Origin of the sequence: Streptomyces sp. CC0208 (assembly GCF_003443735.1) — a bacterium.
Lineage (GTDB): Bacteria > Actinomycetota > Actinomycetes > Streptomycetales > Streptomycetaceae > Streptomyces > Streptomyces sviceus.
In genome coordinates, this window is record NZ_CP031969.1 from 9,224,334 (window position 1) to 9,244,961 (window position 20,628).

General features: G+C 68.0%; 17 protein-coding genes and 2 pseudogenes. 10 read left to right on the forward strand and 9 right to left on the reverse strand.

Features of this window, described 5'->3' with window-relative positions; all coding sequences use genetic code 11:
* Positions 1–170: 170 nt before the first annotated feature.
* From D1369_RS42360 to D1369_RS42375, 4 genes are read left to right on the forward strand one after another with little or no spacing between them, the layout of a single operon-like run.
* On the forward strand, positions 171–1,145 hold the full coding sequence (locus tag D1369_RS42360; protein ID WP_037902682.1) for a hypothetical protein: 975 nt from the start codon (positions 171–173) through the stop codon (positions 1,143–1,145).
* Positions 1,142–1,732 carry a hypothetical protein gene (locus tag D1369_RS42365; RefSeq protein ID WP_007387221.1) on the forward strand — a complete coding sequence of 197 codons (591 nt, stop codon included), beginning with the start codon at positions 1,142–1,144 and terminating at the stop codon, positions 1,730–1,732. The genes D1369_RS42360 and D1369_RS42365 overlap by 4 nt, the downstream gene beginning before the upstream one ends.
* Positions 1,726–3,003 carry a ThiF family adenylyltransferase gene (locus D1369_RS42370; RefSeq protein WP_037902689.1) on the forward strand — a complete coding sequence of 426 codons (1,278 nt, stop codon included), beginning with the start codon at positions 1,726–1,728 and terminating at the stop codon, positions 3,001–3,003. Before D1369_RS42365 ends, D1369_RS42370 begins: the two co-directional genes overlap by 7 nt.
* Positions 3,000–3,476: a Mov34/MPN/PAD-1 family protein gene (locus D1369_RS42375; RefSeq protein ID WP_007387223.1), complete on the forward strand. Its 477-nt coding sequence runs from the start codon at positions 3,000–3,002 to the stop codon at positions 3,474–3,476. Before D1369_RS42370 ends, D1369_RS42375 begins: the two co-directional genes overlap by 4 nt.
* Positions 3,477–3,497: 21 nt before the next feature.
* Here the strand turns inward: D1369_RS42375 and D1369_RS42380 are convergent, their stop codons facing one another.
* From D1369_RS42380 to D1369_RS42400, 5 genes are all read right to left on the reverse strand, one after another.
* Positions 3,498–3,899, reverse strand: a complete 402-nt coding sequence (locus D1369_RS42380; protein ID WP_007387224.1) for a hypothetical protein — start codon at positions 3,897–3,899, stop codon at positions 3,498–3,500.
* Between the two features lie 288 nt (positions 3,900–4,187).
* Positions 4,188–5,267 (reverse strand): hypothetical protein, encoded by a 1,080-nt coding sequence (locus D1369_RS42385; RefSeq protein WP_007387225.1) that lies wholly within the window; start codon positions 5,265–5,267, stop codon positions 4,188–4,190.
* Positions 5,268–7,643, reverse strand: coding sequence for a Mu transposase C-terminal domain-containing protein (locus tag D1369_RS42390; protein ID WP_063649659.1), 2,376 nt, complete (start codon positions 7,641–7,643; stop codon positions 5,268–5,270).
* The gene (locus D1369_RS42395) at positions 7,640–8,347 is read right to left on the reverse strand and encodes a hypothetical protein (RefSeq protein WP_106433562.1); all 708 of its coding nucleotides are present in this window, start codon (positions 8,345–8,347) and stop codon (positions 7,640–7,642) included. Before D1369_RS42395 ends, D1369_RS42390 begins: the two co-directional genes overlap by 4 nt.
* A gap of 294 nt (positions 8,348–8,641) precedes the next feature.
* Entirely contained in the window at positions 8,642–9,667 is a 1,026-nt protein-coding gene (locus D1369_RS42400) for a TniQ family protein (protein ID WP_237557726.1), read from the reverse strand.
* Positions 9,668–9,927: 260 nt separating this feature from the next.
* Here D1369_RS42400 and D1369_RS42405 point away from each other — a divergent pair, with 260 nt between their 5' ends.
* Positions 9,928–12,270, forward strand: coding sequence for a DEAD/DEAH box helicase (locus tag D1369_RS42405; protein ID WP_037902691.1), 2,343 nt, complete (start codon positions 9,928–9,930; stop codon positions 12,268–12,270).
* A gap of 19 nt (positions 12,271–12,289) precedes the next feature.
* Here the strand turns inward: D1369_RS42405 and D1369_RS43355 are convergent, their stop codons facing one another.
* Complete coding sequence (locus tag D1369_RS43355) at positions 12,290–12,832, reverse strand: hypothetical protein (protein ID WP_007387230.1); 543 nt, start codon at positions 12,830–12,832, stop codon at positions 12,290–12,292.
* A 352-nt stretch (positions 12,833–13,184) separates the two neighbouring features.
* On the opposite strand from D1369_RS43355, the gene D1369_RS42415 reads away from it, so the two are divergent.
* The 3 genes from D1369_RS42415 to D1369_RS42425 all read left to right on the forward strand — a co-directional run bounded on the left by D1369_RS42415 (position 13,185) and on the right by D1369_RS42425 (position 15,608).
* Positions 13,185–14,015, forward strand: a complete 831-nt coding sequence (locus D1369_RS42415; protein WP_106433564.1) for an SAVMC3_10250 family protein — start codon at positions 13,185–13,187, stop codon at positions 14,013–14,015.
* Positions 14,016–14,414: 399 nt separating this feature from the next.
* Positions 14,415–14,624, forward strand: coding sequence for a hypothetical protein (locus tag D1369_RS42420; protein WP_007387233.1), 210 nt, complete (start codon positions 14,415–14,417; stop codon positions 14,622–14,624).
* Between the two features lie 228 nt (positions 14,625–14,852).
* Entirely contained in the window at positions 14,853–15,608 is a 756-nt protein-coding gene (locus D1369_RS42425; RefSeq protein ID WP_007387234.1) for a phage Gp37/Gp68 family protein, read from the forward strand.
* Here the strand turns inward: D1369_RS42425 and D1369_RS42430 are convergent.
* Positions 15,580–16,701, reverse strand: coding sequence for a three-Cys-motif partner protein TcmP (locus D1369_RS42430; RefSeq protein WP_007387235.1), 1,122 nt, complete (start codon positions 16,699–16,701; stop codon positions 15,580–15,582). The genes D1369_RS42425 and D1369_RS42430 overlap by 29 nt on opposite strands.
* Before the next feature lie 503 nt (positions 16,702–17,204).
* On the opposite strand from D1369_RS42430, the gene D1369_RS42435 reads away from it, so the two are divergent.
* A complete protein-coding gene (locus D1369_RS42435; protein ID WP_158680200.1) occupies positions 17,205–18,230 on the forward strand; it encodes a NucA/NucB deoxyribonuclease domain-containing protein in 1,026 nt (341 codons plus the stop codon).
* 48 nt (positions 18,231–18,278) lie between these two features.
* On the opposite strand, the gene D1369_RS42440 is transcribed toward D1369_RS42435, so the two are convergent.
* Positions 18,279–18,722 (reverse strand): hypothetical protein, encoded by a 444-nt coding sequence (locus D1369_RS42440; RefSeq protein ID WP_007387237.1) that lies wholly within the window; start codon positions 18,720–18,722, stop codon positions 18,279–18,281.
* 330 nt (positions 18,723–19,052) lie between these two features.
* On the opposite strand from D1369_RS42440, the pseudogene D1369_RS42445 reads away from it, so the two are divergent.
* Positions 19,053–20,296: pseudogene (locus D1369_RS42445) on the forward strand (IS3 family transposase).
* A gap of 27 nt (positions 20,297–20,323) precedes the next feature.
* Here the strand turns inward: D1369_RS42445 and D1369_RS42450 are convergent.
* A pseudogene (locus tag D1369_RS42450) lies at positions 20,324–20,434 on the reverse strand (IS5/IS1182 family transposase); the annotation flags it as partial.
* Positions 20,435–20,628 lie beyond the last annotated feature (194 nt).

Consider the following 20,628-nt stretch of genomic DNA (forward strand, 5'->3'; position numbering starts at 1 on the left):
ACCCCCCGCGATGATCAGCCAGCCTTGGCCCGGGGGCGTTGTCAGTGGTGGGTCTTACGGTGGTGGACGAGCAGCCATCGATGCTTGTTGCGGTCGCGGCACCCGATCCGGGAGCCTGTGGCCGCGGCGTGCACCCGGGCTGGACGACACGCCCGAGGAGGCACGCCACCATGGGGATCGACGACGCATTCGACGCGTTCCAGAAGACCGTCAACGAGGACATCGACAAGACCAGACTGGCCCGCGAGCGCCGGGACCTGTTCAAGGCCGCCCTCGGCGGTGAACCGGATGTCCTGGAGACGTTCGGCTCGGGCTCGCTGAGCCGCAGCACGCAGCTCAAGCCCATCCACGACGTGGACATCATCGCCATCTACGATCCCGACGAGCACCCCGAGTGGGGAAACGACGGACCGAGCGCCGAAGACGCCCTCAAGCACATCCGCGGCCAGGTCAACCGGCTGCTGAGCCAGAGCAGCGGCACCCACGGCAACGTGGTGAGGCACACCCTGCTGCGCAACCACGCGGTCAAGTGCTTCCTCGACGACCCGGACGACCCGGAAGCCTTCACCGTCGACGTCATGGCCGCGCTGCGCCAGGCGGACGGCTCGCTGCTCATCCCCGAGAAACTCACCACCCGGTGGGTGCCGGCCGACCCGAAGTACCTCATCGCGCAGGTGGCCGACCACCACCGCGACTGGTCGCACTTCCGGCCGCTGGTGAGGGTGCTCAAGCAGTGGCGGCACACAGCCCCGGTCGAGGGGCGCATCAAGTCCCTCGTCATGGAGGTCCTCGCCCTGAACTGCATGCCCAGGTCCGGCAACCGGTCCGAGGGACTGAAGACGTTCTTCACCGCCGCCGCGGTCCAGGTCAACGAGGGCGTGTGGGATCCGGCTGGCCTGTGCGGGGAGATCCAGCCGGACCTGGACCGTGCGGGCCTGTCCGCGGCGTTCGCCGAGGCCGCGGACGTCGCCGAGCGGGCCTGTGCGGCGGCGGCCGAGGGCGACACCGACGACGCCCTGCGGCTGTGGCAGGCGATCCTTGGCGAGGACTTCCCGGCTCCCGCCGCTCCGGCCAAGGCCGCCACGCTGATCACCGCGCCCGCGCTCATCACCCCGCGCCCCATCAAGGACGCGCCCCAGGGATGACGACCGCGCCCACCCCCGCTGGCACTGCGCCCAACTACTCCTGGTGGGCCAGCGAACCGCGCCGGCTGCACCGCGACCGCGAGGAGATCGCCGCCCACTTCCCCGGCCTCGCCTGGAGTGAGGAAGGAGCTGGCAGCTGGGAGGGAACACTGCCACGGTGGCCGTTCGACCGGCCTGAGCCCGCGCACCTCACCAGCTGGATCGGCGAGGAAGGACTCAGGCTGCGTGTGGAGTACAGCCAGGCCTACCCCATGGTGGCGCCCCGGCTCGTCCCGCTGGACCCGCTGCCCAAACCGTATGAGTGGACCCAGACCCGCTGGCACGTCAACGGCGATGCCACCCTGTGCCTGCTCCGCGAGGCCGCCCTGTGGACCGGCCGCGACTCGATCGTTGACCTGCTGCTCAAGGCAGCAGGCTGGCGAGTCGAGTACGCCCTCATGAAACACAACAAGATCGAGCGGATGAGCGACAACGGCATCGTCGACGACGACCGCTTCGACCGCCTCCTCACCCAGCCTCCGGCCCCGCCCGACAACACCGAGCCCAGCGACCAGGCCACAGCCGGACAGGACGGCCCGGCATGCTGATCCTCATCCCACAGCAGGCCGCGGAAAAGGTGCGCTCTCTGGGATCGTGGGGGCGGTTGTCCCTGCGCATCAATGACCCGGAACAGTTTGCTGTTGTCCGGGGCCTGTCGCAGCAGGGCCAGGCGATCTTTCCGGTGGAACCGTCACCCGAGCACCGTCTGCTGGCCAGCTACCCGGCCGTCTCGACTGGCTGGTGGCTGAGCGTCAGTCCTGACCTGCACTTGATGTGGCTGGCCCTGATGGCACGACGCGGTACCTCTCTCACCCTCGACGCTTTCAGGGCCGCCGTGCCCAGCGGCTACAAGGCACCCGGAGCGCCGGGCTACCTAGCCATCACCCACGCCCCAGGGCTGAAGGACGCCTACCCCGAACACGGGCTCCCGGACCTCCTTGCCTGGCACGTCACGCCCGGCGGTGCGCAACCCATCGCCGTGTCCGTCGAACCCGACATCACCGGTATCCGGCAACTGGACGACCACTGGCCCGTGCACGAACTGCAGAGCAAGCGGATCATGCTCGTCGGAGCAGGAAGCATCGGCTCGGCCACCGCACACGCCCTCGCCGGCTACGGCATCGGCTCTCTCACCCTCATCGACCCCGACCGGCTCGCCTGGCACAACCTCGTCCGGCACACCAGCGCACGCAAGCACATCGGCCGGCACAAGGTCACCGCTCTCGCCGAGGAACTCACCGCTCTGCGCCCCGACACGAAAGTCGCCGCCCACGCCCTTGACGTCATCGAACACGCCGACCGGATCCGGGCCCTCCTCACGGACACCAACCTTGTCGTCTGCGCGGCAGACGGGGTGGCCGCGCGCCGTGTCACCGGCCACCTGGCCCGCCGCGCCGGTCTCACGGCCGTGCTCGCCTGTGTCCTGGAAGGCGGCGCCCTCGGCGAGATCCTCCGCCTGCGCCCCTGGCCGCATCACGGCTGCCTCACCTGCCAGCGCCACAACCTCGCCGACGCCGGTGGCCTCGATCCCGAGCCCACACTGGATGCCGGCTACGGCACCGGCACGACCCACCGGCCGATGACCGCCGTCGGCACCGACCTGCACCTGATCGCCCACCTCGCGGCCAAGACCGCCGTCGCAACACTCCTCGAACGCGCCGGACACCCCGACCAACGCCTGCCGGGCGAACACGCCCTGCTCGGCCTGCGCCGCCAACCCGACTGGGCCCCACCCTTCGACCTCGACCGCACTGCCGAACTGCGCTGGCTCGACGCCACCCCGCCCCGAACCGGTTGCCCCACCTGCGAAACACCATGACCCAGCAGCCCGTCACCACCGTCCACCTCACCGCGCAGGCCACCTCCGTCATCACCACGGAGCTGCGCACGGCCGACCACACCACAGAGACCGGAGGCATCCTGCTGGGACACCACACCCACGACACCGTCACCATCCACCACGCCGGGGCCCCCGGCCCCGACGCCGTCCGCACCCCCACCTACTTCCTGCGCGACCTGGCCCACGCGCAGGCCCTCGCCGACCGGGCGTTCACGGCCGACGGCAGTGTCTGGGTCGGCGAATGGCATACCCACCCCACCAGTCGGCCAGTCCCCAGCGCACGCGACATCGCCACCTACCGGCAACTCCTCGACGACCCGGAGCTCGGATTCCACAGCGTCATCGCGGTCATCCTCGCCCGTTCCGAACGCCGCTGGGTCGGCGCGGCCTGGACAGCCCGGCACGACCGGATCACGCCGGTGCAGCTGCGGCTCGACGATCCCGTCGGGTGATGCCCGCAGGACACCCCGCGGCTAGAGCGAGCGGCGCCGTACGGCACCACTCACGATCAGGATCTTGTGGACGGACCAGTCCGCGTGACAGGGCTCGCAGACCGTCTTGATCCAACCTCCGGGCAAGTCCTTGCGTGCCCGCTGGCCAACTGCCCCGCAGAATTCGCACGTGGCGGCCGCCTCCGTCACAGACGCCGCCACCAACGCCATCGCCGCGTCGGGCACGGACTGCGCGCCGGCGGTGACATGGATACGCAAGCCGCCGAGCTTCTCCGACACATCAGTGACCCGGTAACCGGGCACGGCCACGTTGAGCTGCGCGTGCAGGCGTTCCAGCAGAGGATGCCAGCCCGGTCCGACGGCACGCAGCCGCTCGGGGATCTGCGCTCCTGCCCCAGCGATCCGGTTCCCTTGGTCCTCCACGCAGGCATCATCTCTCACACGACCTGACCTGCAAGACAGCGCTACGGCAGGCTGGTTTCGCCGAACTGGATGAATCTCCGACTGCCAGCGCCAGGCGAAGTTCCGGTGCGACGCCGACAAGATCTGCCCAGGCACTGCTCGGCCTCTTGGCGAAGGTACGCGGGCGCGGTCGGCCAGCCCGGTGCGCGGCTGGTAGCACGAGCGGTTTGTGTCGACGTCCTTCGGCGCGCAGGGCGCAAAGCCGCCGGATGTCCTGCCGCCCTCATGATCCTTGTGGCGCCGGATGGGCTAGGACCAGTCGTCGTCGGAGTCGGTGCGGCCGACGAGCATGTCGTCGAGGAGCTCCTTGGTGATGGCTTCGGTCCCGTCCTCGATGGCCTGCTGGGCGGTCTGGCAAAGGAGTTGGTCGAGGGTGTCCATGTAGCCCCCGGTGCGCTCGTGGAGTTCCTCCTCGAACTCGAGGAGCGCTTCTGCGCCGGGCACGTGGTTGTAAAGGCGCAGGTTTTCGTCGTAGCGCAGCAGGACACTGCGCCAGTCTTCTTCCTCCCCTTTGGAGAAGGGGATGGGGCGGATCCACATCACGGGCAGGGTGCTGCGGAACTGCTCGGAGGTGCGGGGCCGTTCGCCGCGGCGGCGGTTGTGGAGGCCTTCGTTGACGATGTCGGTGGCGCCGCGGCCGCAGTAGATGATGGAAACCCGCAGGCGGGCCTGGAGGCAGTCGAAGTAGTCGAAGGCTGCGGCCAGGTCATTGTCGTGGATGCGGTTGATGCCGTCGATGAGGATCAGCGAGGTGCGGCTTTCCCGCATGGCGTGGACGACGGGCTCGGTCATGTCGGTGCTGCGGTAGGTGCGTTTGTCGAGGTTGATGGTGTGGTCCATGTCGAAGAAGTCCGCGAACGGCAGCGACCAGTCGAGATTGTGCTCGTGACGTGGAGGGACGTTGATATAGACGACGGGGGTCCATTCGTCATCCGGCCGCCGTTCCAGCTCCAGGATGCCCTGGTAGGCGCGGGCGATCTGCAGCAGCAGGGTGGTCTTGCCGGCGCACCCGTCGATGATCATGCTCATGCGCTTACCGGCGGGCCGGAACCGGTTGGTGCGCAGGGCGCGCCGGGCGTCCTTCAGGCCTCTCGTCACATCCGGGGTGGACACAGGCAGCAGTTCCCCGTGGTACATCATCCGCGGGTCGGTGTCGGTGACCTCCGTGCCCTGGGGCGCGCAGTCCTGCAGGTCTGGAGGCTCAAGGCGGCGGTGCACGAAGTCCATCAACCCCGCGCGCACCGTGAGCAGTTCGGGATCCAGCGGAGTGAACAGGGCAGACCGGGATGCGGAGGCGACCGGCTTTTGGATGGGGTGGGCCGTGTCCATTCAGTTCTCCTGAAGCTCGTCGCCGGATGATCCCGACTGGGTTTCGGGCTCGGACTCGGGTGTCTGGGGAGGGGGAGCGGAGAGTGCACGGAAGATGTCCCCGGCCGACCCTGCCAGGCTGTGTGGGCCGCCCGGAACCGGGCGGCGTCGTCGCAGCCGGGCCGGCGAGGTGGCGTCCTCCGGTGTCGACGCGGGCACGGGTGCAGTTGTGGGCAATGCGGCGCGCTGGCCGGGGAAGAGGTCCTTGGCAGCGATGTTCAGGGACGGCGCCGGCGTCACGCTGCCCGGAGTGGCCGGCACGATCCCGGCATACGGGCCGACGGGTGGTTCGGGTGCCGGGGCGGGCTGCGGGACGAACGCGGCCGCGGGAGTACTGCGGCGTGTGGAGGAGGGGCCGTTGCGGGCGCGGGTCAGCAACTCGTCCACGGCCCGGGCGATGTCCTCCTCGCTGTCCTCCCGCCCGGTGCGCTCCGTGACCAGGAGGGCGGCCTGCTCCCACAGATACTGAGTCCAGGCGTCGTTGATCAGATGCTGGTACTTGAAGTCGAAGGGCACCCACGGGCTGCGGGACGGCTCGTCTTTGACTGTGTGGTCATACAGCCACACCCGGCTGGGCTCGTAGGGGTTGTAGTAGACCGACCAGCGCCGACCCCGCCCCTTGATGCCGGTGCGGCGGTTTTTGAAGTCGCGAATGCGGTGGCTGACATAGGTCCGGTTGTCGATCTTGATGCCGTCGCGGGTGACGATGCGCTTGGCGTGGAGCAGCAGTTTGCGGCTCTCGTCGAGGGTGACCGGGCGCGGCACGCCGCCCTCCGTGGCCACCGCGGCCGCATACATCTGGTTCGGGGTGAGTACCAGGCCGGGCCAGAACGGTGAGCGCAGGCCTTCGTGCGGGCTTTGCTGATATTCGGTGGCCACCCACTCGTGCCACAGATCCTGTAGTTCGTTCAGCGACCACAGCCGTCCCTTGCCGACGTTCTTGCCCCGGGCGGTGGGGTGGTTGCCGGTGTAGTTGGCGACGAACTGGCAGAACTCGCTCTTGATCGTGGCGTTGGCACGCTCGATGACTGCCTTGTCGGTGGCGGTGCGTTCCCGGGCGGGCTCCACGTCGATCTGCAGCATGCTGCACGCGTCCCTGAAGTGACGGGACTTGAAGATCCTGGCGTTGTCGACGACGACCGTCTTGGGGCGGATTACCGGGCGGGCAGCGGCGCCGGCCATCCGCGGATCACTGGCCAGCATCCGGGCATACGGCAGGTCGGAATTCTCCGCCAGCGCTACGGGCGCCCAACCGGGGCGCGCGGCCAGCGGCGCCATCGCTTGCGCCAACAGCAGAGTGGCATCCAGCGCCTTGGTGCCGCGCCCGCCGCGGCGCCGACTGCCCGGTCCTTTCTTACGGCCCGGAGACTTCGGCACGATCATCCCGGCGCCGAAGCTGCGCGAGAGCACGTCGATGCCGTAGGTCAGCTCCACCGACACGGGACGTCCGTCGTCCCCGCGTGCGAGGACATCCAGGCCGGTGGAGTCGATCTGCACGCGTTCGCCCAGCAGCGTCACCGGCACCGGCGCGTAGGGAGGCTCCGGGGCATCGGCCTGCGTGCCGCCCGCGGCGTTCGACGAGGCCTTCGAGATTCCCATCCGCTTCAGCAGGTCGTAGAAGGTGGAGCGGGCCGGCATCAGGTCGCGGTACTCCTCCGGATAGCTGCGGCGCAGGGCCGCACGCACCCGCTTGCGCAGCCGGGACCACGTGCCCGCTGATTCGCCCTCCTGAGCCTTGTCCTCCTGGCGGATCACCTTCAGCACCCGCTCGTCCACGTTCCCGAACGGGCTGCCGGTGCGCAGCCACCGCCGGTCGATGAGACCGAGCAGCCCCTCCTTCTCGTAGGCCAGGCACTTGCGCTGCACGGTGGCGACGGATCCCGAAAGCCCGGCCGCCTGCAGCTCGGCGGCCTTCAACGCGTAACGCGCGGTGCGGGTGGTGACCGCCACGTCGTAGCCGCGCCGCGGCGTGAACGACCCCTCCGGAACCCGGACCGGGCGCCCAGTCAGCACCTCCCGGACGTGCCTCTCCCAGCAGCGCACATCCTTCAGCTGCTGGGGGGACAGACGGTCCAGCAGCGACAGATCTGCCACCGGCACCGGCTCCTGCGGCACCCCATGAACCATCAGCACCGCGAAGTCCGGGGCCGAGACGAGATGGGAGACCAGCGCCAGCGCGTCCTGCCCGGCCTCGTCCATCGCCGCCAGGTGCACGGTGGCGCCCTGCACCGCTCCCACCAGGTAGCGGCCGGACTTCCAGCGGACCGTCATCCCCGGCTGCAGCGTGGGCGCCGTCTGCGCCGGGGCATCCGCAGGCACGGCCCAGGGGGCTTTCATGCGGCCACTCCGGCCGCCCAGACCAGGCTGTCGGGCGTCAGCGGCTGCTCCCAGTGGGTCGTCAGCTCACCCGTCCACAGCAGGTGCCAGCTATAGGCCCGGCCATGTTCCGGCAAGAGATCCACCGCATCGGCGGCCTCGGCCACGGACAGCGGCCGGGCGAACGCCTCAAGCAGCAGGCTGCGCGCCCTGTCGTTGGCGCACTCGTCGTGGCGGAACTGGGAGACGAGATACACGTTGCGGCGCAGCTGGCCACCCGGGGCCAGGGCGACGTCCACCTGCCAGCCCGCCTCCGAAGCGGCTTCCCGCGCAGCGGTCACCTCGTGTGCGTCCGGCTCGGTACCGGAGGGGGAGTAAAGGTAGAGCAGCTGCTGCTTGTCGACCGTGCGGGCCATGAACGCCGGATGCACCACACCCGAATCCGACCCGTCCTGCCACTCGAGCTGCAGGCACGGCGCGGCCAGGTAGGCGATGCGCGGGTCGCGGTCGAGAAACATGGCCGCACAGGCGTGCTCCGCTGACCTGCAGCTGATGTCCTTCTTGGTGGTCGACGACCACCACTGCCGCACCTTCGACTTCCGCCCCTTGTAGGCCCGTTGCTCATGCAGCACCGGCCACTCCTCCACCGGAAGCCCCCGCAGAGCGCGGGCCGCCACGAGGTGCTCACGGCCGATGTCGTCGCGGTGACGTACCTGCACTTCCACCGGCTGCTCCCCTCGCACCGTGTCATACGGCTGGCGTCTTCGGCACGACACTCAAGCATCTGGGCGCGGCCGCCACGGCGTAGCCAAGAGACCGGTGTTCACTCGAACGGGTGGAGCGAGTTTGCGTTCTTGGTGCTGCGTGCGCTAACGCACGCAGCACCGGAGTGGCAAGGCCGTGGAGCTTCCCCTGGAATCCGCAGAGATCATCCAGCTCACCGATCTGCTGCTGTGCCAGGTCGACCGGGCCCAACGGCGCCTGCAGGAACGGGACCAAGAGCAAGGGGTAGCGGCTGGTCAGAGGAACAACCGGTCCATGGTGTTGGGTAGACGCACCCACGGCAGGCAGGAGAGCTCTTCCACCGCGGCCAGGCAGGACGGCAGTTCGTGCCCCGTAGCCCGCCGTACCACGTTGCTGGGAGGCGATTGATCGCTGAACAATTCCGGGATGCCGCGGCTCAGCGGCTGGTGCTGGCTGTGCCACTCCTTGAGTGGCCTCGCGAAGGTGAAGCCGTGCCGCCGGGTCGCCCGCTCCAGCCACTCCCGGTAGTCGGCTTGCCCGAGTTCTCCGTACAAGCGGCGCACCTCCAGCCAGGCCAGATCCTGCGTCAGCAGGGACAGCCGACTCAGCTGCGCCAGCGGCCGCACCCGCTGTTCACCCAACTGCTTTGCCAACGCGGCCCATTCCTCCGTCCGTGCCGGGTCCTCGAGGTAGCCAGAGCGCACAAGGATGGAGCAGGCGTCCGCGAACACCCACCGTGCGGCCGGGCCGAGATGCTTGCCAAGACGGTTGAGGCGCTGCTGCGCGCGGACGACGTCCTTGAGGTTGCTCAGATCGATGTACGGATGCTGTGTACTGCGGGAGTTGTCGGTCCAGCGGTGATGGCGCAGGCACACGTGCCAAGGGTCGGGCAGGATCAGCCAGGCGGGGGAGCGGGTGCCGCGCTGCGCCGCGCACAGCGAGCAGGCCTGGACGATGTAGCCGGCGCGCGCATCCCACGGCCACTCCCAGTCGTCCTTGTCACCGTCGGACATCAGGAACTCATCGCGCAGGCCGACCAGACGCTTTTGCATCTCGGCCACCGTGTACCCCGCCAGGTTGGCCAGGCGCTCGCGCGCATAGCGGCTCAGGTACATCTCGGTGTACTGCGGCTCGACCGGCAGCATCGGGCCGATGCCCATGCTGCGCAGCACGCCTTCCACCGGCAGATTGTTGCGGGCGGCCAGGCGCGTCACGTACGAGCCGGTGGACTCGCCGGCAAGGAAACGCAGCCGCAAGTGCAGGCGCCGCCGCCCCAGCCGTTCGTCCCGCTGCTCCGCCATGATGCACTCCCGGGAGTCCGCTGACCGGACTTCCATCCAACTCCCGTCGTCGGCACCGGACAGGGCAGGCACCGCAAACAATCGGAATCCGACTCAACCCGGCCTTCGTGCCAGTCTCATACGTGCAAATGCAGAGAAAGCAGAACAGCTGTGGTCAACATCGGCCGGGCCCTGGGGGGAAGCTGCCACGCTCGCTCTCATCAGCAGGCGCTGGGGGCCTCCTCCCGCTCCCTGGCAGAAGGAGGGAGACCGCGCGTCACATGTCCGACCGTGCTCAACTGCGCCCTCACCAAGAAGAAGCCGTCGGTGCAGGAGTGGATGCCTTGCTGCACAGAAGGCTGGCAGCCGCGACGATCATCGCTGCCTGCGGCACCGGTAAAACCCTCATCGGCAAGCGCATCGCCGAGCACTTCACCGCACGCGGCCCCGTTCTCGTCCTGGTCCCCACCCTGGAACTGCTGATCCAGACGGCAGCCCGCTGGCTCGCCGACGGCAGCTTCGACCAGCTCATCGGCATGTGCTCACTGCCCGGGATTCACGACCGCAGACTCCGCGGCCACCTCCTGCTCACCTCAGACCCACAGGCACTGGCACGCCGTGTCGCCAAGGGCGGCCGCACCGCCGTCTTCGCCACCTACGCATCGCTGCCCGCCATCGGCGACGCCCACCGCGCCCACGGTCTGCCACGGTGGCCGTTCGCCCTGGCCGATGAGGCCCACCGCACCAGCGGCGACTGGGACAAACGTTGGGGACTCATCCACGACGACCGCATCATCCCGACCGCGCACCGCCTGTACATGACCGCCACACCCCGCAACTGGCGCGCGCCCACCCGCACACAAGCACGCCCCCGCATCGAACGGCTCGCCTCGATGGACGACCCCACCGTCTACGGCCCCGTCGTCTACCGCCTGGACCTGGCCCAAGCGATCGAACGAGGCATCCTCGCCGACTACCAACTCGTCATCCCCGAAGTCCGCGACCCCAGGCTGCGCGACATCCTCCACGACTGCCGGCCCACCCCGCACCTGGACGGACTGCGCCTGGCCACGATGCAGGCAGCGCTGCTGACGGCCATGGCCGAACACGACGTGCGCCGGGTGTTGACCTTCCACGGCCGCATCGCCGCCGCCCGCGGCTTCGCCAACTCGCTGCCCGAGACCGCCGCGGCCCTCGCCGACCACACCGGCATCCGCAATCCCTGGGCGCGCGCCCTGTACTGCCGCCAGCCCGCCTGGCAACGCCAGCAGTACTTCCAGGAGTTCGCCCACTTCTCCGCCCTCGCCCCCGGCAGCGTCGCTGACAGCCACGATGGCGCCGTCCTGTCCAGCGTCCGCGTGCTGAGCGAGGGCGTCGACGCCCCCGACACCGACGGCATCTTCATCGCCGATCCCCGCCGCAGCCCCAGCACCATCGCCCAGACCGTCGGCCGGTCCCTGCGCAAACCCCCCGGCCAGGCCAAACGCGCCTCGATCTTCCTGCCCGTCTACATCGCTCCCGGCCAGCCCGTCCAAGAGGCCATGAAATCCTCCGAGTTCTCCGATTTCTGGGCATTCTTCAACGGACTGGCCGTCTATGACACCAAGCTCTACCAGCGGTTCGGCCTCCGCATGAAGAAACGGCCCCAGCCCATCCCGGCCCGCCCCCACCGCGCCGCCGAAGTCAACCGCACCCTGGCCCTGCGCACCCACCAGCCACCCCACAACGCCTACTGGAACGACGGCTGGCAGGCCGCCCAGGCCTTCCGCACCCACCACGGTCATCTGAACATCCCCAGCGAGCACGTCACCCATGACGGCCTGGCCCTGGGCCAGTGGATCGGCCAGCAGCGCTCCTTGTACGCCGCGGGCGCCCTGCCGGCAGCCCGCATCGCTGCCCTGACCAGCCTGGGCATCTCCTGGCCGCACCCGCCCGACAGCTTCGAACATCGCCTGAACCGGGCCACCGCCTACGCCACTCGCCACGGCACACTCGCCCTGGGTAAACACGCCCACGGAGGCGACCGCGCCGTCGCCGCCTGGCTGGAGACCATGCGCCGCCGCGCGGATACCGGCCAGCTTGCCCCCGCCCGCATCGCTGCCCTCAACTCCGTGGACCCCTTCTGGAATCCACCGTGGAGCCTGCGCTGGCAATACACCTATGTCCAGATCCGCCACCGTCTGACGGGCAGCACGTGGCGATGCACCTACCACCGCAACGACAGCCTCGACTCTGCCTGGGACAGCTGGTTGGACCGGCAGATCACCAACTACCACCTGCTCGATGCGCAGCAAAAACACCTGCTGGATGCCCTGGCCCGGGCCTGCCCCGACGCACACCCGCACAGCATGCTGCTGACCCGGCCCCCCAGCCTGCGAGCCCGGGCCTTCAACCGCGGTCTGCGCGCGGCACGCCAGTACCACCAGCGGCATGGTCATCTCCAGGTACCGGCAGACCATGCCGAAGACGTAGACGGTGACGAGGTTATGCTCGGCACCTGGCTGGCACGACGCTGCCGCGACAGCGCACAAATGACCCCCGACCAGCGCACCGCCCTTGACGTCATGGGGTTTGAACTCCTGCCAGCCTTCCTGGCTCCCCTGCCCTGCGATGCCGCAGCGTGACACCTATGGCAGCAACCCGTCAGCGGCCCGATTGGCCCTGCGGCGCAGCATCGGCAACGAAGTAGAACACCCGGCTGCCCCGCTTGGCCCGCTGCACCCGACCCTGCTTCACCAGAGCTTCCAGGACATGCCGCATGGCAGGCTCCTTGATCCTGCGCTTGGGATGAGCCCGGCGCAGAACCGCAGCCACATCATTGGAAGAGCGAGGCACTCCGTGCCGCTGTAGCTCGCCGACGACCAGATTCCGCAGGGTCGGCTCCATCCCGGCCGGGCCGACGGGCTGCTCGCCAACGCCGCCGCGCGAAGCGCCGTCCTGGACGGGACCGGCCAGGACGGCAGCGTCGCCGTTGCCACCCTCCGCGACCGGAAACGGGGGCAGTTGTTCCTGCCTGCTCGACAGCCACGCCTGGTCACGTTCCAGGAGGCGAAGCTGATCCTGCAACGCGGCAACTTCCAGCTCGATTCGCTCACGTTCCTTCGCGATGAGCTCCAACTCTGCCGTCATCATGGCGGTGTACTTGGCGCGCAAGGACACAGGTTCCGGCATGAATCCGCCCTTCATGACGTTGCACGGTGCCGATCCGACGCTATCGGCGGCCACCGCGCCCGGGACCCGGAAGCACAGGGGAAGCCGTTTGGCGCCCGCATCGGCTCAACTTCGCTTCCTCAACCTGCTGCAGCATGCCGGTATTTGCACTACTCCTGTCACATTGAGGAAGAGTTGAGAGGCTGCAACTCTGCGCGTCCGTTGTGAGCTCGGGGGCGGGCATCGCCATAGGGGGCTGAGGACCGGCTAGCTCGCGACCGGGTTGGATGCATGCCTGGATTTTGGCGGTCTATCCTCAGCGTCGGCGGCGCCATACCGCTGGGTGCTCTGTGCGTAGGTGATTGCAGTGCAAGGAGAAGGCGGGGACGTGCGAGAGCTGCAATATCTGTCAATAGCGAAGCTCGATGACTTCTACGAGCCGTCGCGAAGGAAGCTCACCGATCGCGCCGTTGACGCCGAGGCCAGCGTGCTGGGTGTGAGCGCTCGCGTCGCCTTGGGGGATGGGACGCCGACGGAGCCAACGCCTGCCGAACGACTGGAGTCCGTCCTGGAGCATCTCAGCGAACAGTGCTGGGCGCGCACGTGGGAGCCCGCGGCCTGCGCGCACTTGGGACTCGACGCCTGGCTGGAGTTCCGGGGCCCGTTCCGCTACGGCGCGGCAGTCAGCGATGTCGGATATGACGACCGCGGCGTGTTCGTCTACGCCTCACTGGAAGAACATCGCTGCCCGCACCGCGACGGCGAGTTCTGCCCTAACATCGAACTGCTGCTGTGCGGATCAATGCAGCACGTGAGAGACCACCGCGATCACCCGCCGACCAGGATGGGCTCCGGCTCGGACTGGCTGCATGACATGGCAGCCGAACTCGTCCAACGCGAGGCAGAGGGGGATACGGCGCCCCCCGAAGCATTGGCCTCCGCCAACCTGCATGATCAAGAGTTTGCAGCCAGGTCAGCCTTCTCCATGATCTCGCACTTCTACCGGACTCCTGGGTATCTACGCGGGCATGCCCGCGTGCTGTGCAACTTTCCCCCCGAGCGGCTGCGGCACCGGATGATCGTGGCCACCCCCTTGTACGTGGAGGCGGGCGTGCAGCCGGCTCCATCGACATCCCAGGTAGGGGTGCCTGAGCGTCGCAGGCGCTGGTGGCGACTGCCAGGCCTGCGCTCCGCCTCTCACGAATCGGATACCGTTTGAGCGTGTACTTCTGCCGTGGCGGACTCGAAGGTGATGGGATCGGGGACCTCGCTGAGGCGCTTGCGCATCCGTTCGCGACGCCAGCCAGTCCGATCTGAGTCCGGCAGGAGTGTGCACGCCGTCGCAGATCACCGGCCTTGCGGGCGCCTCGCGTCTCGAAGGTGGCGCTCTGCCCAGGCGCGCACTCCGGGCTGGACGAGCGGGTCGTGGGAGAGGATCTCCAGTGCTTGGAGCCCCCGCCAGTCGTGGCTTTCCGCGAGCACCATCGCGGCCTTGAGGCGTATTCCGGCGTGGGCCCGGTCTTCAAGGGCGGCCGCGGCTTTGTGGGTCTTTGCCGCCGGGCGGATGCGGGGACAGGATGAGGGCTGACTGACCGATGTCACCAGATGGGAGGACCGTATGCGGTGGACGACTGAGGAGCTGACCGCCATCCGCGAGCATGCCGCCGTCCTGGGTGTCTCGACGCAGGATTACATCCGGCAATCCGCCGTCAGCCGAGCTGTGGACTGGCAGCGGCAACAGGCCGCGTTCCGTGAGATGGCCCGACGGCGCGGGACGAGCGTCGAGCAGCTCCTTCAGCAGGGCATGCTCACAGACGACACCGTCTGACCGCTGCCCGGTAGGGGATAGCGCCGCCGGAGGCGGATGGCTGGTTCGTATCGTGCGAGCCACCACAGAAAAGGGTACACATGTTCTATTCAGGGGGAAGCTGTGACGGCCCGCGGCGACGGATGGTTGGATGCCATGTCTGGCGGCCTGAGGGCTCGTTGGACACGCCACAGGCTGAACGGCCAGGCCTGCGGGCGGCCGTGACCGCAGGGGAGGAGGAGCCGACGGGTGAGTGACCGCAGTTCGATCGAGTGGACCGAGGCGACGTGGAATCCCACGACCGGCTGCGACCGGGTCTCGGACGGATGCGACAACTGCTACGCCCTGACGCTGGCGAAGCGGCTCAAGGCCATGGGATCGGCGAAGTACCAGAACGACGGCGACCCCCGCACGTCCGGCCCCGGCTTCGGCCTCACCGTCCACCCCGACGCGCTGCGGGTGCCTCTGGGCTGGAAGGCGCCGCGCACAGTGTTCGTGAACTCGATGTCGGACCTCTTCCACGCCCACGTCCCGCTGGACTACGTCAAGCAGGTCTTCGACGTCATCGCACAGACCCCGCAGCACACCTATCAGGTACTCACGAAGCGGGCGCGCCGACTGCGGCAGGTCGCCGACCGGCTTGAGTGGCCGGCCAACCTGTGGATGGGCGTGTCCGTGGAGAGCGCGAAGGAACTGCCGCGCATCGACGACCTGCGGCAGGTTCCAGCCGCGGTGCGGTTCCTGTCGTGCGAGCCGCTGCTGGGGCCTTTGGACGGGCTGGACCTGACGGGCATTCACTGGGTGATCGCCGGAGGCGAGTCCGGCCCCCGCTTCCGCCCGATGGAGCAGGAGTGGGTCACACAGATCCGGGACGCCTGCCTGCAGGCCGATGTGGCCTTCTTCTTCAAACAGTGGGGCGGCCGGACCCCGAAGGCATCCGGCCGACACCTTCAGGGCCGGACCTGGGACCAGATGCCTATGCCCGAACCTGTGCCTGCAGGCTGATCCGGCTCTTCGTCGTGAGCTTGCCCGGCGACTGGACGGCGATCACACCGTCCTGCCGCATCTGCCGGGCCGCCTGCAAGGCGTGCTTCGGCATCCAGCGGGCGGTCTCCGCCAGCAGCCACTCGCCGATCGCCTCCACCGTGGTGGCCCCGGCACCCAGGCGCTGGGCGACCAGTTCGGCCAGCTCGTCGTCGATCAGACCCGCGGCCTGGAACAGGTCGAGCTGGCCGTCCGCTTTGGCACCTCGGGTACGGGGGTCGCGAAAGCTCTCGCCATCGAGGCCGTCGACCTTCCACATGGCGTCCTTCATCGCTTTCAGGCCCGCGGTGCTGCCGGTGCCGAAGACGAGGTAGAGGGGCTGCCCGGTGCGGGGGACGAGCTCGAACTGCAGCTGATAGCCGAACCCGGCCCGGCGCAGCGCGTCCCGGTAGGTGCGCAGCCACGCGCGCCACTTCTCGTCGGGGCCCAGCTCGTCGGCGGCCGCGGTCCAAAAGCCGCGGCCGCCGAAGACCGTGTCGAGGATGTCGGCGTTGAGCTCCTCGCGGCGGCTGAACCAGTTGGGGCCGAAGGTGGTGATGACTTCACTGGAGCGGTTGCGGGCGATGCGGGACATCACGTGCAGCGGCACGTTGACGCTGCCCCAGCTGTCGAAGATCCCCAGGATCGGATGGCCCCAGGCGCCGAGCTCGTCAAGGACCGCGAGGCTGTCGCGGCCTGCTTCACCGCGCCGGACCTCCACGCGTACCGGCAGATCCTTGAGCGGCCCGAAGCGGGAGACGAGTTCCGCCACGAGGTGCTCGTGGCGCGCGCGGTCCTTCTCGATGAATATCAAATGCACCCGCCGGGGACTGAGGTGCATGCGGTCGACCGCGTGATGACCGAGCAGGCGGTCCAGGATGAACACCGGTGAGCCCGGCTCGCCGTCCTCGTAGCGGCCCGGGCCGGCGAACGCGTCCAGGAGCGTGACCCGGGGCCGGGAGTAGCCGGTGCTCTGGGAGGTCTGCAGCAGGATCGGCCACCAGGCGTCCAGGTACCGCTGGTACAACCGGTGCTTGGCCGCGGTCGCCGGCTCCAGCTTCCATAAGACGCCCATCCGTGCCCCCTGTTCAGGATCGCCACGGTCGACGGCTGGCGCGTGCCAGTCGCATCCCCTGGTAACAGATGGTGTGCGCAACGACGTTCAGCGTAAAGACCGCGTATCAGCCGCTGGGGGAGCGGGGCTCGCTGGGATGAGACTGCCGCGACAGGCTGGACGCACATGTGGCTCTGATCACCTTCTGACCGGCCTGCGGCGCGCGGACGGGCCGACCACCACCCCTTGGCTACATTGATCGCGACCAAGATCTCCAGGGGGTAAGTGTGAGACCTGCCAGACTGGCTCTGCCCGCCATCGCAAGCGCACTCACTGTGCTTCTTTCACCGGCGACGGCGGTCAGCGCCACTGAGCCCACTTCATCTGACATCAACTACACGGCGACCTACACCCCGTTGGAACAAGCGGGTTCCCTTGCGGCTGAAGCGCAGGGCGCCGCTGGGGATGCCGCCCGCGCCTCAAACCCTCGTCCCCCGGGCGGGGGTGACTTCAACTATCACGACGTGACGCATGATGAGTGCGTCCGGCACGGCAACAGTGCGGGCAAGCCTGAATGGGTCAAGAACCACTTCGCTCTGTGCCGACGAGGAACCGTTCAGGTCGTCGGCATAGACCAGCGGACCGGCACGCCCGTGGGCACGCTCACCTATGTCGAGACGATCATCGGCTACGCCTACCAGGGTGAGCGGAGCATCTCCTTCGACCAGTACTTCGAAGACATCCAGACCACCGGCACCATCAAGGACTCGACGACGTTCCTGATCAACCGGTGGAACCAGTCGAGTGGCACCGGGCCCATCCTGCACAAGGGCCAGAAGCACGGGGGCGTCACGCAGATCTCGGGCGGCTTCCGCGGCGAGGTCGGGGCGGCGCAGGAAGACGCCAGCATCAAGGGCTGGAAGAGGGAAAGCATGGAGCTGCTGACCTTCGACGAGGACGCAGCGTCAGGAACCGGCCGGGACAAGGTCCACAAGTTCGATTTCGTGCCCGCAACGTTCTTCATCTCCCAGGACAAGAAGAACGTTCAGCTACCCGAGCCCAAGATCAGCGTCCGGTTCGACAGCGCCTCCTACGAGAAATACAAGAAGGGCAGCATCTTCACCAACACTCGCAGCACACTGACGTACGACCGCAGCAACGCCGCCGTCAACGAGACCGCCCAGCACATCTACGACGCGCAGAACCATCCCGAGAACACCGTCCCCGCCAAGACGGGCAAGAAGATCCCCGGCGCCCCCGCGGCGAAGCCCCTGCACCGGATCTTCTACGACACCACGCTGCGCAGGCAGAACCGCGACACGGCCCGAGCGGTCTGCCAGGCGAACTGGCCGAACTACTCCAGCCAAAGCAAGGACTGTGACGAGTACCCCTTCGCCACCACCAAGGAAGGGGCCTACAAGGCTCAGGGGAACTTCTCCGCACGAGCGCTGGACAAGACCGACAACCAGAAGGCCGGGTCTCAGCTCTCCGCCTGGTACAACGACGCTCGCATCCTCGATGGCGACGCCTTCTACGTACAAGTGAAGTAGCAGTCCGCGCAGGCGGGGCGGTTCCTTTAGGGAGCCCCGCCTGCGCGCTCAACGCCACAACTGGATCACGAACCGTTCGAAGAGCCGGTACGTCTCCAGCTCTTCCTCCGGATCCTCTTCTTGAGGCCCTACCCACACGCGCACTTGATACGGCCCTGCATCCGCCAGCTCGTACTCGTCCCCGGCGGGCTCACGCATCAGGTTGACCAGCTGGACCTGTTCAGAATCGAAACTGACCAGGGCTGCTTCTCCCATACTTCGAAACGCGTCCCCGGGGGACGCGTCCGGCGGCGAGTCCCATAGCTCCACTCTCACCCGGGCCATCTGGTCTTCGAGCACGGATGCAACCACGACAGAGCCTTCGTGGACGAGAAACGACGCGTTCTCCGGGATCCGGGAGAACGGATCCTCGATCTCAGGGTCGGTGTCGATCAACGCGAACAGGTGCCGTTCCATCAGCACCGTCGCGCCAAAGGAATCAACCAGCCCCACCTCGTACCTCCCGCCACTATGCGCAAGGGCAGTCTGCCAAGCACGTGACGGATCAGCCAAACGACGCCGATGCCGAGACAGGATCCTGCCGACTCTGCAACAGCCCGTCTGCGACGACACCGCCGGGCTCTCCGCGCTCCGCCGGGAGATCGTCCGGCTGGAAGGCGGCCGCCTCCAACATAAGCGCGGCGCACTGCAGATGCACTGCCTTGAAGGGGTCGGCGATGGCCGCGCAAAGCCGGGGTCCGTGAAGGGTTTCGTCCAGCCGATGAAGCTCTCGTGAACCGCTCCGGGTCTGATGGAGGCTCGATTCCCTGAGAAGATCGAGTCATGGCACGTCCGTCCCCTTACCCCGCTGAGCTTCGCGATGGTGCGGTGCGCATGGTTGCGGAAATCCGACCGAACTACCCGACCGAGTGGGCCGCGATGAAGGCAGTGGCGGCGAAGCTGGGTATCGGTGCGGCAGAGACGGTGCGGACCTGGGTCCGCAAGGCCGAGGTGGATGCCGGCCAGCGGCCCGGCACGACGTCCGAGGAGGCTGTAGAGATCAAGCGGCTGCGAGCCGAGAACGACGAGCTGCGTCGGGCGAACGAGATCCTCAAAGCGACCTCGGCTTTCTTCGCGGCCGAGCTCGACCGGACGTCTAAACGCTCGTAGCGTTCATCGACGTTCACCGCGAGGTGTTCGGAGTCGAGCCGATCTGCCGAGTCCTGACCAGCCACGGACTGAAGATCGCGACGAGCACCTACAACGCCGCCAAGAGCCGCAACCCCCACCGCCCGGTCGGTCCGTGACGCCGAGCTGAAAACGCAGATCAGCCGCGTCCACACGGAGAATTTCAGCGTCTACGGAGTGCGGAAGGTCTGGCGGCAGCTGCACCGCGAAGGCATACCGGCGGCCCGCTGCACGGTCGCCCGGCTGATGCGCGACCTCGGTCTCCAAGGCGCCCGACGCGGGAAGAAGATCCGCACCACTGTCCGCGACGACGGCCACGAGCGGGCCGCTGACCTGCTCAGGCGTGACTTCACCGCGTCTCGCCCGAGTGAGCGGTGGGTCGCCGACTTCACCTATGTCGCCACCTGGTCCGGGATCGTCTACGTCGCCTTCGTCGTGGACGTGTACTCCCGGGCGATCGTCGGCTGGTCCGCCGCCACCAGCAAGCGGGCCAAGCTCGTCCTCGACGCCCTCGACATGGCGTTGTGGCGCCGTGATCGCGCCGGAACTCCTGCCGGACCGGGACTGGTTCACCATTCGGATGCGGGCAGCCCATACACGTCGTTCGCGTTCACCGTGCACCTTCTCGAGGCGGCATCGACGCCTCGATCGGCACCGTCGGCGACGCCCTGGACAACGCGCTCATGGAGTCCCAGATTGGCCTCTACAAAACGGAACTGACCAAGACCCGCAGGCCCTGGCACGGCCTCGCCGACGTCGAACTCGCCACCGCGGAATGGGTCGACTGGTTCAACAACCAGCGTCTCCACACCGCGATTGGAGACATCCCGCCCCACGAGCACGAAACCAACTACTACGCTCATCACCAGCCCCAACCGGCGGCTGGAGTCAACGCATAGGGCCTCCACCGATCCCGGAGCGGTTCAGATCGCGTCGGCACCCTCGCGCCCCAGCAAGGTCACCAACTTCCCAAAGGCCCTCGGGCTCAGTCCGGTGACCGGGGTTATCCAGGACGGCTCCGACACGTGCACCCCCACCTCGTGGGATGCCTCACAGTAACTGAACTGTGGGGTGCGTGCGTTGGGTGAGATGCGTGGCCACAGCGATTGCGCTGCCTGCGGTTTCGTGGACCGGCTCGATGTGTCCGTGGGTAACCAGGGGCCCGGTGCGCGGTGTGGGTTGGCTCACCGATAGGGTGTGACGTGCGCCCCCTCCCTGGCTGAGCACCTTC

Coding starts and splice junctions, on each gene's coding strand:
- D1369_RS42365 (WP_007387221.1), top strand. CDS start 1,142: ATGACGACCGCGCCCACCCCCGCTGGCACTGCGCCCAACTACTCCTGG.
- D1369_RS42400 (WP_237557726.1), bottom strand. CDS start 9,667: ATGGCGGAGCAGCGGGACGAACGGCTGGGGCGGCGGCGCCTGCACTTG.
- D1369_RS42370 (WP_037902689.1), top strand. CDS start 1,726: ATGCTGATCCTCATCCCACAGCAGGCCGCGGAAAAGGTGCGCTCTCTG.
- D1369_RS42385 (WP_007387225.1), bottom strand. CDS start 5,267: ATGGACACGGCCCACCCCATCCAAAAGCCGGTCGCCTCCGCATCCCGG.
- D1369_RS42375 (WP_007387223.1), top strand. CDS start 3,000: ATGACCCAGCAGCCCGTCACCACCGTCCACCTCACCGCGCAGGCCACC.
- D1369_RS42390 (WP_063649659.1), bottom strand. CDS start 7,643: ATGAAAGCCCCCTGGGCCGTGCCTGCGGATGCCCCGGCGCAGACGGCG.
- D1369_RS42420 (WP_007387233.1), top strand. CDS start 14,415: ATGCGGTGGACGACTGAGGAGCTGACCGCCATCCGCGAGCATGCCGCC.
- D1369_RS43355 (WP_007387230.1), bottom strand. CDS start 12,832: ATGAAGGGCGGATTCATGCCGGAACCTGTGTCCTTGCGCGCCAAGTAC.
- D1369_RS42405 (WP_037902691.1), top strand. CDS start 9,928: ATGTCCGACCGTGCTCAACTGCGCCCTCACCAAGAAGAAGCCGTCGGT.
- D1369_RS42430 (WP_007387235.1), bottom strand. CDS start 16,701: ATGGGCGTCTTATGGAAGCTGGAGCCGGCGACCGCGGCCAAGCACCGG.
- D1369_RS42360 (WP_037902682.1), top strand. CDS start 171: ATGGGGATCGACGACGCATTCGACGCGTTCCAGAAGACCGTCAACGAG.